The following is a 15,910-nucleotide window of genomic DNA, read 5'->3' on the forward strand; positions in this document are numbered from 1 at the left end:
GATCCAACCAGCGCGTTAACACAGGCTGTTTAACATTGATCCCAATTCTCGACCCAGGCCGAGCCTAGTTAGTTGGGGTTAGAAAGCTCCGCGCGCAGCTCTTTTACTTCAGCATGCAGCTTACTGATCATGGTTTCAATGTCATCATGATCCGCGTGCAACTCTTTAGTCTCTGTTTCCTTTACCGTCGCCATGGCGTCGACGACGATGCCGATAAACAAATTGAGAACAGTAAAGGTAGTCACCGTTATAAACGGAATGAAAAAAGCCCAAGCATAGGGCTGTACGTCCATGATCGGCCTTACAATCCCCATGGACCAAGACTCTAGCGTCATTATTTGAAATAGCGAATACATCGACTTACCGAGTGTTCCAAACCACTGAGGAAAATTTTCGCCAAATAACATGGTACTTAATACACCAGAGATGTAGAAAACCAGCAACAACAGGCCAGCCACTGAACCAACACCAGGTATAGCCAACAGCATTCCTGACACCACGCGTCGAAAAGAATCTACGGCTGTGACCAAACGAAGCACACGTAATATTCTAAATGCTCGTAAAATTGACAGCCCACCAGAGGAAGGAATCAAGGCTACGATGACGATTGCGAGGTCAAATATATTCCACCCTTGTCGGAAGAACCCAAATCGATAAACCACGAACTTCATTAGAATTTCAATGCAAAACACGGCCAAACACATCGCATCCACAAGATCTAATAACTGCACCGTCTGAAGACTAAACTCAGACGAAGTTTGAAGACCAAGGACAATGCCGTTCAGAATAATCACAGCAATGATAAACGTTTGGAACCACTTGGATTCAACGGTGTTTTTAAGAAAAGTCATATCTGCTAGTAACCTTGGTTTGACTAATTTATTCACATTTTGGATTCAGCCCTAATGTAATGCCTTTTCGAGAAACTAAAAGGGCCTCTTCGCACCAAATTCATTCACTGAATAAAGCGACTATGACGGCAATTTACACTAAATCGCCACTTCTTTTACTTTCATTAAATGTGAAAATTTGTCATATTATGTCAAGAGTAATGAATGTTCGATACCAGAACTATAATTTCTATAAAAGGAGTATTAACTATGTTTGAAAACATCCAATTTATTTCGATTGCTATCATTCTATGTTCAATCGTCATACTAGTTGCCGGCAAACAAAATTCCACGTTAGGAGCGTTTAGAGGGCTAGCTAAAACGATCATTGCCCCAGCCGCCATTGTCTTTGTGGCCCTGTTCTGCGTACAACAAGTTCCCGCAGGCCACGTCAAAGTAGCCGCATTATTTGGTAAGGTACAGGATCAAGTCTATGAAGAGGGACTGCACTTCCCGGTAAATCCACTCTACGCCTGGAACCAATACGACGTGCGCCAAAAAACCATCAAGTTCGATAAAATGGGAGTGCCATCACAAGACCAGCTAATTTCACACTTCGATGTATCGTTGCAATACCGAATAATAGGCAGTAAGGCGCCTGAAATTAAAAAGAACACAGGTACATCCAATGACGTGGTGAAAATACACGTTGTGCCGTATTTCCGCTCATTGGTAAGAGAGCAAGGCAAAACCGTTGCAAATGCAGAGGAGTTTTACTCTGAGTCCGTTCAAAATCGTATGCAGGTGGAAATGATGGCCTCACTCACGCAAAAGCTTCAACCTATTGGCATAGAGATGCAAGGAATACTGATTCGTAACGTGATCTTACCGCCTTTTATCGCCACGGCCGTTGAAGATAAGAAAAGACGCGAGCAGGAAGCTGAAAAGCAAAAAGCCGAACTAAAACGATTTACGACAGAGCAAGAACAAAAGATAGCGACAGCCAATGCGGAATTCGAAGCAGCAAAACTCGAAGAACAAAAAATTCGCCTTTTAGCGGACGCTGAGGCCTATAAAATTGACAAAATTAATAAAGCTGCGCAACAGAGCCCAGCTTACATTCAGTTGAAACAAATTGAAGCGTGGGATGGCATCTTACCCAAATACGTGGGTGGCGAAAATATGCCGATTCTCGACTTAAGAGCCAACGAGCCTCAATAGGTGTATGTCTGGATTAATACGCTGGGTTCCTCTTGGAGTCACAAATCATGTCTTCAGGTGCGCATTGTCAAATCCGACATAGGAAAATACACTCCAATTGAATGATCGCTAACACATTGATAAGTATAGGTTGTCATGCGACAGTCGGGTGTTTGGCAGGGGACTGTCATGGTTTTAGAGTATAGTTCGCTATATCGTCATTTCATCACAACGCTGAGGAAAAATAGCTACATGATTGTTCGTAAACTACGATTGCAAAAAGGTTGGTCTCAGGAGCAGCTGGCGGAAATGGCAGATCTGAGCGTTCGCACCGTACAACGTGCAGAACGCGGCCAAAGTATCGGAATGGAGTCATTGAAATCCTTAGCCGCTGTGTTTGAAGTTGACCTTTCTCAGCTTCATCAACCATTCACAGAAGAGGATGACACTATGAACGAAGAAAACATGACCTGGGAAGAACAACGAGCGCTTGAATACGTAAGAGACATAAAAGGCTTTTATTCACATTTAGGCAGCTTTGCGTGCGTAATCCCCTTTTTATTTGCCATTAACTATTTCATCACTCCCGGTTACATGTGGGCGTGGTGGCCTTTGTTAGGCTGGGGAATAGGTCTTGCATCACATGCGCTATCCGTGTTCGAAGTATTTCCATTTTTCGGACCTGACTGGGAGAAAAAGCAAGTCGAAAAGAAATTGGGCAGAAAACTCTAATTTGACCAAGGGTTTGTCACTCAGCGTAGAAACTGAGTGACGATTACCCGTTGTCAAATAGTTGACGCCAATTCCAGCTAACTCATTTTTGTTAGATAACTTAACGGGGCGAATTTCATAAGGCGAACCATAATTTCCCAAGGCCAACTTGGCACATAATAGTTTGCTCCTTCTTTATCGATGGCCTTTAAAATGGCGCGGCAACCCGTCTCGGTGTCAACCATGAACGGGACAGCCTTAACCTTTTCATTAATTTCACTACGAATAAATCCAGGATGTATCGTTGTCGCCTTGATCGGCGAACCAAGAAGGTCCACGCGAATACCTTCCGTCAACGAAGAAACGGCGGCTTTGGTTGCCGCATACACCGTCATTGCTCGACGAAAGCCTCTGACCGCACTCACCGACGATATCATCACCAAGTGACCATGGTTTTGTTCACGAAAATGTTCTAGAGCCGCCTCACACTGGGCTATCGCCGATACAAAATTGGTGATCGCTGTTTGCTTATTGGCATGAAAATATCCGGTACCGAGTGAAGCGCCCTTCCCCATACCGGCATTAACAATGACACGGTCTATGTGGCCGAGGTCGTCAACGAACGCTTTAAAAACCTCGAACACTTTGTCGTGATCATTGACATCGAGCTCTCGAATAAAGACCTTAACATCAGGATTCAACGCGGCAATTTCCGTTTTCAGTTCTTCTAAACGCTCTGTTCTTCTGGCGCACAACGCTAAATTTTTACCTTGCTGTGCGTACATTTTTGCCATTGTATAGCCCAGCCCTGAACTAGCGCCGGTAATTAATATGTTCTTTCTACTCATGCTCTACTCTCTCGTCGATGATGCTTAAGTGTATGTAATCAGGTGTTTATTGTCCGCACCCTCAAAATGTGTGTGCTCATTCAATGAGGCTAGAAAGCGCCTCGAACCGGTTGTCACTACCTTGGTTACGCCGCAGTTCATCAAGGTCCAATTCATGTGCATAATTCGATGCGCATCGACTCCAAGTAGCGACTGACTAATTAACGAGATGGGACCACCAGAGGTAAACACCGCAATGGATTTCGCACCCATATTATTTTCTATTACCGAATCCAATGCACCATGAACTCGATTGTTAAAGTCCTGCCATGACTCACTGTATTGATCGTCAAATTTGCCGGAAATCCAACGATTCATTGCGGCATTAAATTCTTGTTCAAAAAATGCCTTGGGGTCGTCTTGTTGATGAATAAAGACCATCATATCTCTAGCCGTGGAATACTCTGGTCGGTACACGCGCATGATTTCCTGGTGATTGTATTCGTTGAATCCTGGGTTCACCTGAGGATTGGATTCAGCGTATCCGGCATCATAGGCCTTTAAAAAGTTCGTGGCTGTCTCTTCATGCCGATACATACTGCCTAATGATATTGCGTCAAATTTATCCAGTCGCCGGCTTAGCACTTCCCCCAAACGAGTCGCTTGCGTGTGCCCGAGATCTGAAAGACGATCGTAATTGTCTTGACCAAATGACGCTTGGCCATGTCGAATCAAATAGATTATTGCCATACTAAGCGCCTCTCTTAATCACTTTGTTACACCGATAAAGAAGATAATGAACGAAAACCCATAAATTCTTAAACGACTTATTACGGGTCTGCTTATGGTGGTAGCGGTAATAGATTTGCTGAACGATGCCAGCCAATCTAAACAACCCATAAACCTCGTAAAAACGAAAGTCACGTACCTCAAATCCAGTCTTCTCTAAGTAATAATCGATAACCTCTTGTCTGGTCATCATGCCCTTTAGGTGCGTGGGTTGACGACGCGTGCTCTGTGCAAAGCGGTCGTCTCCCGACTCAACCCAATAGGCAAGCGAATTACCCAAGTCCATCAATGGGTCTCCTAATGTTGCTAATTCCCAATCAAGCACCCCAATGATCTTAGTTGGATCTTGAGTGTCCAACACCAAATTATCCAATCTGAAATCATTGTGTGTCAAACAAATAGCCTCAGTGCCAGGCATATTGTCTGACAACCAAGACATAATCTTCTTACCACCTGGCACGTTCCAAGTTTTCGCTTTGGTATAGCGATGGTTCCAACCGTCAATTTGGCGTTTGGTATAACCTTCACCCTTGGCTATATGGCTTAAGTCAGCCGCTTGATAGTCGACTTGATGTAGATTAATCAAACTGTCAATTGCATTAGTACAAAGCTGTCTGACTTGCGTCTCGTCCAGTTGCAGCCCTTTGGGCATATTAGTCCGAGGTATGAGACCATTGATTTTTTCCATCACGTAGAACTCAGTGCCGATTATTGAATCGTCGTCACTGTGCGCCAACATCGATGGGACGTAAGGGTAAACAGGCTTAAGGGCATCTTGAAGGCGATGCTCACGGCCCATGTCGTGCGCCCCTTTCGCTTTAGTACCCGCGGGAGCTCTGCGAAGCACAACTTCTTTTTCTGGGTAACTTAAACAATAAGTCCAATTTGACGCACCACCCGAATATTGGGTTACCTCAGGATCTCCTGAAATTCCGGCGACTCTTTCCTTTAACCAAGGATTTAACACGGACAGCTCTAACTCTTCACCAGGTCTGACCTTACCCGCTTTGTCTAAAGTGGCATCATTCATAGCTTGCTCAACTCTTCTTCAGTTACGTAGTGGGTTTAACGAATTTGGCGGTCCGCTTCTTAATCATTGCCAAGTATCGCTCGATCGGAAGAAAGCGCTTCATTCGATACGCCTTTATTCCTTGCTTATGAGTCAGGATCATAAATTTCCGTGCATTCACGCCCGCATACACTTTATCGGCAATTGAATCAGCCGATATCCCTGACTTTTTAATCATTTTATCAACCACACTTTTCATTTTTTCGTCGCCAGTACGAAGTGACTTATTTAGATTAGTGTCGAAAAACGCTGGGCACACCGCGCTTACGTGAATGCCTTCGGGTGCTAATTCTAAATGTGAGGTCTCAGACAGGCTCACCATTGCAGCCTTTGATACGCAGTAGCTGCCCATGCCCGGCGCCGCCGTAATGCCTGCTTGAGAAGCGATGTTTACAATGTCTTTCTGTGCGCTTTGACTTTTGCGCAACAATGGCAACATCGCCTTGGTCATTCGCACGTGACCTAGTAAGTTGATCTCCAAGACCCACTGCCATTGCTCCATACTCTCGTACTCGAGCTGACCTGCGGTAGCCACGCCAGCATTATTGATGAGCATATCCAACGCTCCCCATCGTTCTGCTAGCGCAATGGACAATTTATCAACATCCCATTGCTTGGTGATATCACAATCAAGAAAAAACGCTGAGCCACCAAGGTTGTTGATTAGCTGCACGGTTTCATCACCACCTTCTTTGTTCACGTCGCAAACACAGATCTCGCCACCTGCTTTTGCATACCTAAGAGCTAAGGCTCGGCCTAAACCCGACCCAGCACCCGTAATCAATATCTTCTTCATAATTTATTATCTTTCTCGGTAATCCATTCGTTGCGCATCTCGTCGACATCTATTGTGAGCGCAAATACGTAAAGCAGTATTTTGGACCAGTTTACGTTCTGGGTGCCATATATTTTTTCAATTCTAAGCGACTAACCATCGCCATATGAACTTCGTCTGGCCCATCAGCAAGGCGAAGCGAACGCACCCCAGCTGCAAAATGAGCCAATGGGAAGTCATTACTCATGCCGGCACCGCCATGCACTTGTATCGCCATATCCACTACCTCCTGAGCCATCTTAGGCACCACTACTTTGATAGCGGAGATTTCCGTCATGGCGTTTTTCACCCCAACATTATCGATTTTCCAAGCCGCGTTTAGCGTCAATAAGCGTGCTTGATCAATTGCCATTCTTGCATGAGCGATTCGCTCTTGGTTTCCGCCCAATTTGATAATGGGTTTCCCGAAAGCGACTCTCTCCATGCCTCTTTTTATCGCGAGCTCCAAGGCCTTTTCAGCAAGGCCAATGGTTCGCATACAATGATGTATGCGTCCAGGGCCTAATCGCCCTTGAGCAATTGCGAACCCCTTCCCCATCCCCATGACTATATTTTCTTTCGGCACGCGCACATTGGTAAAATGCATTTCCCCATGACCATACGGAGCATCATAGTCCCCGTACGCCGTCAACATTCTCTTGATCTCCACACCATCGGTATCAAGTGGAATAATAACCATCGCGTGACGATTATGACGATCGTTACCCGGGTTTGACACCCCCATAAGAATGGTAAACTTAGCATTCGGATGCCCTAAGCCCGTGCTCCACCACTTCTGCCCATTGATCACAACCTCATCGCCGTCCTCCACAATCGAGGCTGCCATATTGGTCGCGTCAGATGACGCAACATTAGGCTCCGTCATGCCAAACACTGAGCGGATCTGACCCGCCAACAAAGGCTTAAGCCACTGCTCTTTTTGTGATTCACTACCAAAGTGATACAACACCTCCATGTTTCCAGTATCAGGGGCATTGCAGTTAAATATTTCAGGGGCGAACAACATCCGCCCCGTCTCCTCTGCAAGCGGAGCGTATTCTAACGTAGTTAAACCTTGAGCCAGCTTGGAGTCAGGCAAAAAGAGATTCCACAGACCTTGTTCACGCGCCATTACTTTGAGTTTTTCAAGCATTGGATGCAGCTTCCAATTCTCCCAATCGCCACCGGGATTGAGTTCATGCATTTCACTGTAAATTTGCGCTTCAACCGGCTCCACATGCTCGGACATAAATGATTTAATGCGAGCAACGTAGTCTTGAGTTTTTGAACTGTGTTCGAAATGCATAGGTCATTCCTCGAAGGTAAATCTGATAAAACGAGAGGGTCACACCGTGAGTTCTGATGCGGTATTTTTATTAGAATAACGCAAAGATATATGAATGTAATGAAAAGTGGTATATTTGAACTATGATTTAAATTCACATGAAATTTGTTTTTTAGATGAATGACAGTAAGCGCATTAACCAACTAGACCTAAATCTTTTGAAGGTATTCAAGACCCTATACGCTGAGCAAAATATGACTCGCGCTGCCGACCTTCTTCACCTCACTCCGTCGGCGGTTAGTCATGCCGTCAAGAGACTGCGCTTTGCACTTGGGGATGATTTATTTGTTCGAAGCCAGAATAAGATGGTTCCTACTCCCGCTTGCCAAAGAATGGCCCCAACCATCATTAACAACCTGACGCGTTTACAACAGGCTCTACAACAATGGGGAGAATTTGACCCCAGCACGTCAGACCATCACTTTCATATAGGCATGCACGACGCCTTAGAACCATCGGTTGTACCTCGTCTGGCAAAAGTGCTGGCTCGATGCGCTCCTAAAGTTGGTTTTTCGAGTATAAAAGTAGATCGAGCGAACATCGGTCGTGAGCTTGCTTCATCAAAAATTGACTTGGCAATAGACGTTGCCGTGCCCTTTAAGGCCCCCGTTAAGCGCCTTGATATGATCGCAACAGACTTCATGGTGCTGATGCGAGAGGATCACCCTGACTGCAATGACATCAGTAAAGAAAAATATCTCGAAGCGACTCATATTACGGTATCCAATCGGCCCAGTGGAATGACGGCGGAGGATGCGCTATTTCAGGAACGTGGCGTCGAACGTAAATCGCTTATTCGTTGCCAAAATTACTTTGCTGCCAGGGAAATAGTAAGAGAATCAGATCAAATCCTCACGCTACCACGGCTACTGGCATTACGCCTACTCGAAAAGGGGCTCGCCATTAAGCCCGTTCCGTTCAACCTAACCCCATTTCCAACCAGCCTTTATTGGCATGAGCACACAGAAAATGATGCCGCCTTAAGCTGGTTGAGAAACTTAATAATCAAAGAAATAAAACTGGACTAAACGAGCTTCTACTGCCAGGTCACGGATGTTTCTTGCCAATCTTCCAGTTCTTCGTCAGTCAGGTCTAAAGACTGAGCGAAGAACTGGGTCATGCCTTCTACGACATAGTCTGCGTAACGCTTTTTCTTTGCCAGCAATTCATCCATGCTGGTGCAACTGGAGTGTTCCAGAAGGCGCGCAAAATAACTATCACGCAAACTACTAAGCGCTTGATCGGTTTTGCCTAGCAGGCGCTCCCAGAGCTGCTGAACACGCCAAAACTGAATGATTTCAGGCAGCTCTTCCAGTCCATAGTGCGGAAGACATTCATTCAAAAGGTCATCGAGTTGCGTGCTCTTAGTTGTAAATTTAGCGCCATAATCGATGACCAAACAGGCCACCAAATATTCGGCTTGCATCAACCCTCCGACCCTGAGTTTACTGTTCATCATGGTGAGTGGAGCATCACCAACTCTATGCTCAATGACTCTCTCCCACATCTTTCGTGCGTCTTTCTTGAACTGATCAACGTCTCTGTTGCGCACGATCAACTCATGTTTAATTTCCCTAAATTTAGTTTCTATTTGACGACGCCCAGCAACAATTTGACTTGGCATAAGTGCAATGTGCTCCCACGTATGAGCGCGGGTGGAATGGTGATTTGCAAAACTGTCCACACTTACCGTAGGCGCTCCCGAGCGACCTGACGGTCGAAGGCGGGTATCCAATTCGTAAAGTATTCCTTCGCGCATAGGGCTTGCTATCGCTGTCTGCAGTCGGCTTACAAACCGTGAGGCCAAATCTAAGGTTGTATGCTCCGGATCATAAATAAATATAAGATCCAGATCAGACATGGGAGACATTCGTTTAAGCGCAATCTTACCCATCCCAATGACGGTGATTGGTACTTCTTCTAAGTTCATACCCGTGGCCACGACTTCCAGAGCCAGCTCTAGAGTATGTTCAGCAAGGTCAGACAGCGCCGCTTGAAAAACGACCACGTCGAGTTGCCCTCGTAAAAACTGCTGATAGAGCTGATATAGATGCTCATTTACAAAACGGCGGAGGCGCTCTAAGCGCTCACCGTAGTCTTCGGCCTGACGAATGTATTGTGAATCAAATGCATCGGGATAACGCCACTCACCGTGTACATAACAGTCAATAATATGAGGAGACTGATTCAATAAGACAGTCATTGGTGGCGAATACAGTAAAGGGGGCACCAAACTGTGAAGCAAGCCAGGGGATTCCGCCAACAGTCTGAAATATTGTTCACCCTGTGGCAAAGACTTAAAATAGTCGTGCAGTCGAATAATTACTTCACTGACATCGGGACCACTATGATCAGCGCCTTCATCAAGGTATTCGGCAAGCGCATACGCCAAAGGCTTTAACTTATGACGAACTGAATTAGAGACACCGTAATTCTGAAACCCGTTTTCCCACCCTTCCACTACTTCGTCTGCACTGAGGCTAAGGCCATCAGGCCACACTAGAGGCCCTAATTGAGTTCGCTCCTGTTCGGCAAACAAGGTGCTAAAAAGCTGATTAACAAACCCTCTGTACACATTCAGTTGTTCAACCAATCGACTCCAATCCTCAATAGCGAGCAGCGTCAACACGTCACTTTTATTGGTATCGGAAACCGGCAATAGATGGGTTTGCTGATTCGAATGAATTTGAACCGCATTCTCGAGTTTACGCAGAAATACATACGCACCTTTCAGTTTTTTCAGATCTTCCCGGTTAAGCCTACCTAGCTCGCAAAGTTGATCCAACGCTAACAAAGTGTTGGGGACTCTCAGGCTATGATGGCGGCCACCCAACAACAGTTGTTGCGCATTAACGAAAAACTCGATTTCTCGGATGCCACCACTGCCAAGCTTAACGTTAAAGCCTTCGATATCGTCGCCAATAGGTTCGCTCCATGTGCGTTGAGCTCGCAAGCCAGGGTGTTCGAGATTAATCCTTTGCTTTATTTCGGCCAATTCATCGAGTGCTCGAAAATCCAAGTTTTGCCGCCAAATAAATGAGCCTAACGTGCTTATAAACGCCTGTCCTAAGGACATATCTCCAGCAATTACTCGCGCCTTCATTAAAGCGAGCCTATGCCAAGGTGACGCGTGATAATAATAATAATCTTCGGCGGCGGCAGTGGACATGGCAAGACTGGTCGCCGACGCATTAGGTCGCAAACGCCAATCTACTCTCCAAATAAAATCCGACGCACCACCGCGACTCAATATACGCGTAAATTCTTGCAGTGCTTGGTGACATACATAACTCTTACCAATCACGTCAGGGATCGGCAGTACTTCAGGGTCAAAGTAAGCCACTAAATCAACGTCACTCGAAAAATTTAAGTCATTACCTCCTAACTTGCCCATGCCAAAGATAAATAAGCCAGGAACTGAGTACGCATTACTTTCTAATATAGGACCAAGCAGTTTCTGTTTATTGGCAAGCCTCTGCCAAGCTAGACCTAGGGCAAACTGTATGGAAACCTCAGCAAACCGGGTTTGTAAGCCCCCGCGCTGATGTTGCGAACCAACACCTTGCAGTTCGGTTAAACACCATAGATACGAGAACTCTTGATTGATGTCGACTAGCCGCTGTTCGGTTGCATCCAAGTCCGAAAAATGATCAACAACAAGCCCTGAGATTAGTTTTTCCAACTGACCAAGTAAGCTATCAGGCGATGTATCTACCCGTCCCTGTACTTGCTCAGCCAATCTAGTTAGATATGGCGAGCAAGCAATTTGCTGTTGAATTACTGTCATTTACGCTTCTTTATCGGCCAGTATTTTCGCCGCGTACCAACAAGACGTGTCTATGTGAAATCCTTGTGCTTTCGCCCAAGCGAAACCATGCTCCACTAACTTGGATGCTAGCCCAGTACCTCTGTGCGATTCAGGTACAAATGTACTCCAAAAGTCGACGGCTGATTGTGCCGCACGGTTCCCTAAGCGACGATACTTCAAAAAGGCTCTTTGACCGTCTTCAATGTTCACAAAAAACAACTGCTCTTCTGGTTGGTGCTCAATCTCGTAAGTCGACATGCGGTGGGTTTCTCATGAATGTTTTTATATTAATCGTTAAATTATAGACAAATGCCAATAAAACATTAAGCAATTAGTCCGTCGCCACCAAAATCAATGGCATTGCTTCGCTCAACAGACCACGCAGGGTATTTTTTCATGACGTGACTGAACATCGGCAAGTCAAGGCAATGCCGCAACCAGCGTTGTAACTCAGGTAACTCTAATGCACTAAATTTTGCCATGTCTGAGTGCGCAAATTGCCGGATAAACGGAAAAATGGCAGCATCAACCGCCGTAAAAGCCGCGCCCTCTAGGAACCCATTGTGAGTCGCAATCAGTTTATTCAGCGACCTTAAGAAAGGCAATGCTTGCTCAAGATAGACCGCTTGAGTAAATTCAGGGTAACGTTCAAAATATTTGTAACGATCAAGTATGGGCTTAAAGTGGAAATCATTCTCTTGTATCAACGCATTTTCCGACAATGGGGTTTCAGAAGCACCAAAGAGCCGAGTTGAAACAAGATTATCCATCGCCCACTGCATAATCTCTATACTTTCATCTATCACGGTTTCTGGCAGAATCAACACTGGCACTGTTCCCTTCGCGGACGCCGTCAACATTTGTTCAGGCTTATTTTTTAGAACCACTTCTCGCAGTTCTACTCGATGGCCCAAACAATACAATGCCACTCTGGCTCTGATTGCGTAAGGGCATCGTCGAAAGGAATACAATATAGGATGCATTTTTATCACCCTATCAAGCTTCTCCCGGATAACCGAAAAGCTTTCGCTCTATAATTTTTTCGGCCGTTTTACTTGGTAATGCTTTTTCCCAATCACCGCGACCATTAGGAATTTGTTTCGCCACCTCTCGGGCCGAAATTTGCAAGTTTGCCACATCCTTAATATCCGCTGATACCATCGCTTTGTTATGAACTAAGTGTTGCAATAAGTAGCGAAGATCATCACCAACAGCCGCATTCTCTAAGGTGATCAATTTACCATCACGAATTGTCGGGTAAACATAGACATTCGTGTTATCAGAAAACAATTTACCAAAAGCTTCTAAGATGCCTCCTTCGAGCCCGTCGTAATAATCCTTAGCGAATAGATAATCAAAATCCAAAACGCTTAATACAATACCAATACGATTTTGCGTGTAACGTCTTATCCATGAACGTAATCTAAAAAACCTCAGATAATCAGAAATGAGCACCGAAAAGCCCAATTCGTTTAACAAGTCCACACGAGCTAAAAAGTCTGAATCAGCGTCATCTCCTTGCCCAGTCAACTCATTCATGGTTATCTCAGCTACGGCCAAAATATTATCCGCATCAACGCCATCTTCCTTCGCAAAATGGTCTATTGCAACGTCCTTCATGTCCATATGAACTTTCGTTGGTGGCTTAAACGAACCACGAATGACGACGGTGTCTTTTTTACGTAGCGCAGACGCCGGCACTATTGACCCCCCTTTTGCATCAAACATCACGGCCCGGCAAGACCAGCTGTGAATTAAATGCAGGTTCATCAAGCGATTTTCTACCTCGGCAAACTCAGGCCCTGAGAAGTGAATCATATCGATCTCTATTCTCTTGTCATGCCCCATACCGTCCTGCAAGTTATCTATGATCGTTTTCGGAGTATCAGCATGATAGTAGGCGCCGTGAACCAAGTTCACGCCCAATATACCAAGCGCCTCTGATTGCTCTTTATTAGTATCATCGAGCATTCTGACATGCAGAATAATTTCACTTGGCTCGGCTCCAGGGCTTAATTGACGTCGTACTCCAATCCACCCATGACACTCATTTTTTTGAGAGTAGCTGCGCGCTGTTACCGTCGCCGCATAAGCAAAAAAATGACTTTCATCGCCTCTTGATTCATTCAAACGATTTAACATCAAATCATATTCGTGCCGCAACATTTGCTCACAGCGTTCCTTGCTAACGTAACGTCCGGCCTTACCATACACATCATCACTGACCTGCATGTCATACGCTGACATGGTCTTGGCTACGGTTCCCGCTGCCGCACCTGCCGAAAAGAACTGACGAGCGGTTTCCTGACCAGCGCCGATTTCCACAATCGCGCCGTAAATTTTACTGTCTAGATTTACTTGCAGCGCCTTCTTTTGAGTAAGGTTTTTGTTCTTTCGGTTTTCTAAATTAATTTCACTCATGCGTCTTTATGTGTTTGAAGTAATACTACTGCGTGAGCTTCAATACCTTGCTCACGCCCAGCAAAGCCCAACTTTTCTGTCGTTGTTGCCTTTATATTAATTTGCGATTCTCGACATCCCAAGTCACGCGAAATATTGGATTTCATGTGTTTGATGTGTGGTGCAAGTTTCGGAGCTTGAGCAATAATAGTCGCATCCAAATTGCCAATTTGATATTCGTCCAGCATGGTCGCGACCTCACGTAATAATACTCGACTGTCGACCCCTTTAAACTTGGCGTCAGTGTCTGGAAAATGATGACCAATGTCACCCAGCCCAAGGGCTCCTAAAATGGCATCGCAAATAGCGTGAATCACCACATCAGCGTCTGAATGACCCAGCAGCCCTAATGTGTGTTCAATTTCAACACCACCGAGAATTAACTTTCTACCTTCAACAAGACGGTGAACATCGTAACCGTGACCTACTCTCATCGTACTGAGCCTTCTAACTATTTAGTGGATGCCTTCAGATTCGCCGTGTAAAACTAACGAGCTCTCATTAACATCAAAATCGGATTTTTGTTCTTGTTGACTAAGGTCGTCCCCGGTCACTACATCAACCGCCGCCCCAACGACTTTAAATGGTATTTTCACAACTTCGATAGTTGTGTCAACCGCTGCGCCAACAACCGTACCCAAACACCCACTCAATGTGAGACATAGACAAGCTACCACCACCAATTTGACTGTCATCTGCATAAGAATTCTCAGTTAGTTAAATTAAATCATTGGGGCCACAACAAGTAAGAGCAAGATGCAGCCTAAACCCGCTATCGCCAATAGCCCAATTGTAGTCGAATCAACCAGCCTGAGGAGAATAAGTTAGTCTGTAGACAACAAGAATTGCACAAGTTTGCGATCTTCAGGGGTCGTCACCTTAATATTTTGCGAAGACCCTCGGATCAATTTGACACTGTGACCAGCTTGTTCAACGGCGGAGGCTTCATCCGTGACCGTCATCTTTCTTGATTTACAGAATTCAAGAGACTCTAGCAGTAAGCCATAGCGAAACATTTGCGGCGTCTGAGCCATCCAAATTCTTGATCGATCCAAGGTACAATCCACGTGATGTGGCTCAGATGTTTGTGCGGACATTTTTATTGTGTCTTTTGCAGGCAAAGCCAAAATTCCACCCACAGGGTCAGCCTCGATAGAACTCACTAAACGATTAAGTTCATCCAATTGCAAACATGGCCTAGCCGCATCATGGACTAACACCCAATCGCTTTTATCGGCTTTACCTCGTAGTGCGTGGAGTCCATTTAAAACACTTTCCGCGCGAGACTTCCCCCCCAACGTGCTAATGACTTTCGTTCGGTCAAACGACAATTTTGTAAAATAGTCGTCGTTATCAGACACGCAGACCAGAACAGATTCGAGTTTTGGCATTCTAAGAATGGCATCGATACTGTGTTCAATAATTGTTTTACCTGCCACCTGCAAATACTGTTTGGGCTTATCGGCGGCCATTCGCGATCCCACTCCGGCGGCAGGCATGACGGCCCAGTACTTTGATTGTGACGTCATCGCGCGCTTAATTTCGTTCACAATCAAACAGCGCGATCAATTGCCCTGCTCTGATAGCCGACAATGGCGCGTCATTATCGAAGGTGATATCCGCGAAATCTGGATACAGATTCTCCCTCTCGTGAAAGAGGCGAAGCAATGAATGAGAGGGCAATTTATAAAGCCCTCGAACAGCACTGTTATCCACTCGACGAATCAGACTATTACGGGTAATGCGCAAATACAGACGAGGGCCTAATGTGGCCAAGTGATTCATCGCAGACAGACTATAAACGGCGCTACCGCCGGTTGAAATAATTGTATTTTCGACATCTATCTCACACAAAACCTGCTGTTCAAGCTCTCTGAATCGGTTCAATCCCATTCGATCGACAACGTTCTGAATACCCATATTCGCAGCACGTTCAATCAACCTATCGCTATCAATAAACTCCATATCAAAGTGGTGAGCGAGTATTCTTCCTACCGTGCTTTTTCCAGACCCAGGCATGCCTATGAGGGTAATATTTGAACCTAAAGACATCACTT

At 45.4% G+C, this 15,910-nt stretch carries 17 protein-coding genes; 3 read left to right on the forward strand and 14 right to left on the reverse strand.

Annotated elements, in window-relative coordinates; all coding sequences use genetic code 11:
- Window positions 1-68: 68 nt before the first annotated feature.
- Complete coding sequence (locus ABWW54_RS15395) at window positions 69-851, reverse strand: ion transporter (protein WP_353413536.1); 783 nt, start codon at window positions 849-851, stop codon at window positions 69-71.
- Window positions 852-1,100: 249 nt separating this feature from the next.
- Here ABWW54_RS15395 and ABWW54_RS15400 point away from each other — a divergent pair, with 249 nt between their 5' ends.
- Both ABWW54_RS15400 and ABWW54_RS15405 read left to right on the forward strand, forming a co-directional pair.
- Window positions 1,101-2,051, forward strand: a complete 951-nt coding sequence (locus ABWW54_RS15400; RefSeq protein WP_353413538.1) for an SPFH domain-containing protein — start codon at window positions 1,101-1,103, stop codon at window positions 2,049-2,051.
- 231 nt (window positions 2,052-2,282) lie between these two features.
- Window positions 2,283-2,762: a 2TM domain-containing protein gene (locus ABWW54_RS15405; protein ID WP_353413540.1), complete on the forward strand. Its 480-nt coding sequence runs from the start codon at window positions 2,283-2,285 to the stop codon at window positions 2,760-2,762.
- 77 nt (window positions 2,763-2,839) lie between these two features.
- On the opposite strand, the gene ABWW54_RS15410 is transcribed toward ABWW54_RS15405, so the two are convergent.
- The 5 genes from ABWW54_RS15410 to ABWW54_RS15430 all read right to left on the reverse strand — a co-directional run bounded on the left by ABWW54_RS15410 (window position 2,840) and on the right by ABWW54_RS15430 (window position 7,546).
- Entirely contained in the window at window positions 2,840-3,589 is a 750-nt protein-coding gene (locus ABWW54_RS15410) for an SDR family oxidoreductase (RefSeq protein ID WP_353413541.1), read from the reverse strand.
- Window positions 3,590-3,613: 24 nt separating this feature from the next.
- Window positions 3,614-4,318, reverse strand: coding sequence for a histidine phosphatase family protein (locus ABWW54_RS15415; RefSeq protein ID WP_353413543.1), 705 nt, complete (start codon window positions 4,316-4,318; stop codon window positions 3,614-3,616).
- A gap of 1 nt (window position 4,319) precedes the next feature.
- Window positions 4,320-5,387 carry a phosphotransferase family protein gene (locus tag ABWW54_RS15420; RefSeq protein ID WP_353413545.1) on the reverse strand — a complete coding sequence of 356 codons (1,068 nt, stop codon included), beginning with the start codon at window positions 5,385-5,387 and terminating at the stop codon, window positions 4,320-4,322.
- Between the two features lie 22 nt (window positions 5,388-5,409).
- Window positions 5,410-6,222, reverse strand: a complete 813-nt coding sequence (locus ABWW54_RS15425; protein ID WP_353413547.1) for an SDR family oxidoreductase — start codon at window positions 6,220-6,222, stop codon at window positions 5,410-5,412.
- Window positions 6,223-6,313: 91 nt separating this feature from the next.
- On the reverse strand, window positions 6,314-7,546 hold the full coding sequence (locus ABWW54_RS15430; RefSeq protein WP_353413549.1) for an acyl-CoA dehydrogenase family protein: 1,233 nt from the start codon (window positions 7,544-7,546) through the stop codon (window positions 6,314-6,316).
- Window positions 7,547-7,701: 155 nt separating this feature from the next.
- On the opposite strand from ABWW54_RS15430, the gene ABWW54_RS15435 reads away from it, so the two are divergent.
- Window positions 7,702-8,613 carry a LysR family transcriptional regulator gene (locus ABWW54_RS15435; protein WP_353413550.1) on the forward strand — a complete coding sequence of 304 codons (912 nt, stop codon included), beginning with the start codon at window positions 7,702-7,704 and terminating at the stop codon, window positions 8,611-8,613.
- Between the two features lie 8 nt (window positions 8,614-8,621).
- Here the strand turns inward: ABWW54_RS15435 and ABWW54_RS15440 are convergent, their stop codons facing one another.
- The 8 genes from ABWW54_RS15440 to ABWW54_RS15475 all read right to left on the reverse strand — a co-directional run bounded on the left by ABWW54_RS15440 (window position 8,622) and on the right by ABWW54_RS15475 (window position 15,905).
- Window positions 8,622-11,372 carry a [protein-PII] uridylyltransferase family protein gene (locus ABWW54_RS15440; protein ID WP_353413552.1) on the reverse strand — a complete coding sequence of 917 codons (2,751 nt, stop codon included), beginning with the start codon at window positions 11,370-11,372 and terminating at the stop codon, window positions 8,622-8,624.
- A complete protein-coding gene (locus ABWW54_RS15445) occupies window positions 11,373-11,651 on the reverse strand; it encodes a GNAT family N-acetyltransferase (RefSeq protein WP_353413554.1) in 279 nt (92 codons plus the stop codon). It lies immediately after the preceding gene.
- Window positions 11,652-11,716: 65 nt separating this feature from the next.
- The gene (locus ABWW54_RS15450) at window positions 11,717-12,376 is read right to left on the reverse strand and encodes a glutathione S-transferase (protein ID WP_353413555.1); all 660 of its coding nucleotides are present in this window, start codon (window positions 12,374-12,376) and stop codon (window positions 11,717-11,719) included.
- Window positions 12,377-12,389: 13 nt separating this feature from the next.
- On the reverse strand, window positions 12,390-13,814 hold the full coding sequence (locus ABWW54_RS15455) for a TonB-dependent receptor (protein WP_353413556.1): 1,425 nt from the start codon (window positions 13,812-13,814) through the stop codon (window positions 12,390-12,392).
- Window positions 13,811-14,287: a 2-C-methyl-D-erythritol 2,4-cyclodiphosphate synthase gene (gene ispF, locus ABWW54_RS15460; RefSeq protein ID WP_353413557.1), complete on the reverse strand. Its 477-nt coding sequence runs from the start codon at window positions 14,285-14,287 to the stop codon at window positions 13,811-13,813. The genes ABWW54_RS15455 and ispF overlap by 4 nt, the downstream gene beginning before the upstream one ends.
- A gap of 21 nt (window positions 14,288-14,308) precedes the next feature.
- On the reverse strand, window positions 14,309-14,554 hold the full coding sequence (locus tag ABWW54_RS15465; protein WP_353413558.1) for an NF038104 family lipoprotein: 246 nt from the start codon (window positions 14,552-14,554) through the stop codon (window positions 14,309-14,311).
- 123 nt (window positions 14,555-14,677) lie between these two features.
- A complete protein-coding gene (ispD, locus tag ABWW54_RS15470; RefSeq protein WP_353413559.1) occupies window positions 14,678-15,403 on the reverse strand; it encodes a 2-C-methyl-D-erythritol 4-phosphate cytidylyltransferase in 726 nt (241 codons plus the stop codon).
- Entirely contained in the window at window positions 15,390-15,905 is a 516-nt protein-coding gene (locus ABWW54_RS15475; RefSeq protein ID WP_353413560.1) for a shikimate kinase, read from the reverse strand. Before ABWW54_RS15475 ends, ispD begins: the two co-directional genes overlap by 14 nt.
- Window positions 15,906-15,910: the final 5 nt, after the last annotated feature.

Origin of the sequence: Arenicella sp. 4NH20-0111 (assembly GCF_040366405.1) — a bacterium.
In the GTDB taxonomy this organism is placed as follows: domain Bacteria; phylum Pseudomonadota; class Gammaproteobacteria; order Arenicellales; family Arenicellaceae; genus Arenicella.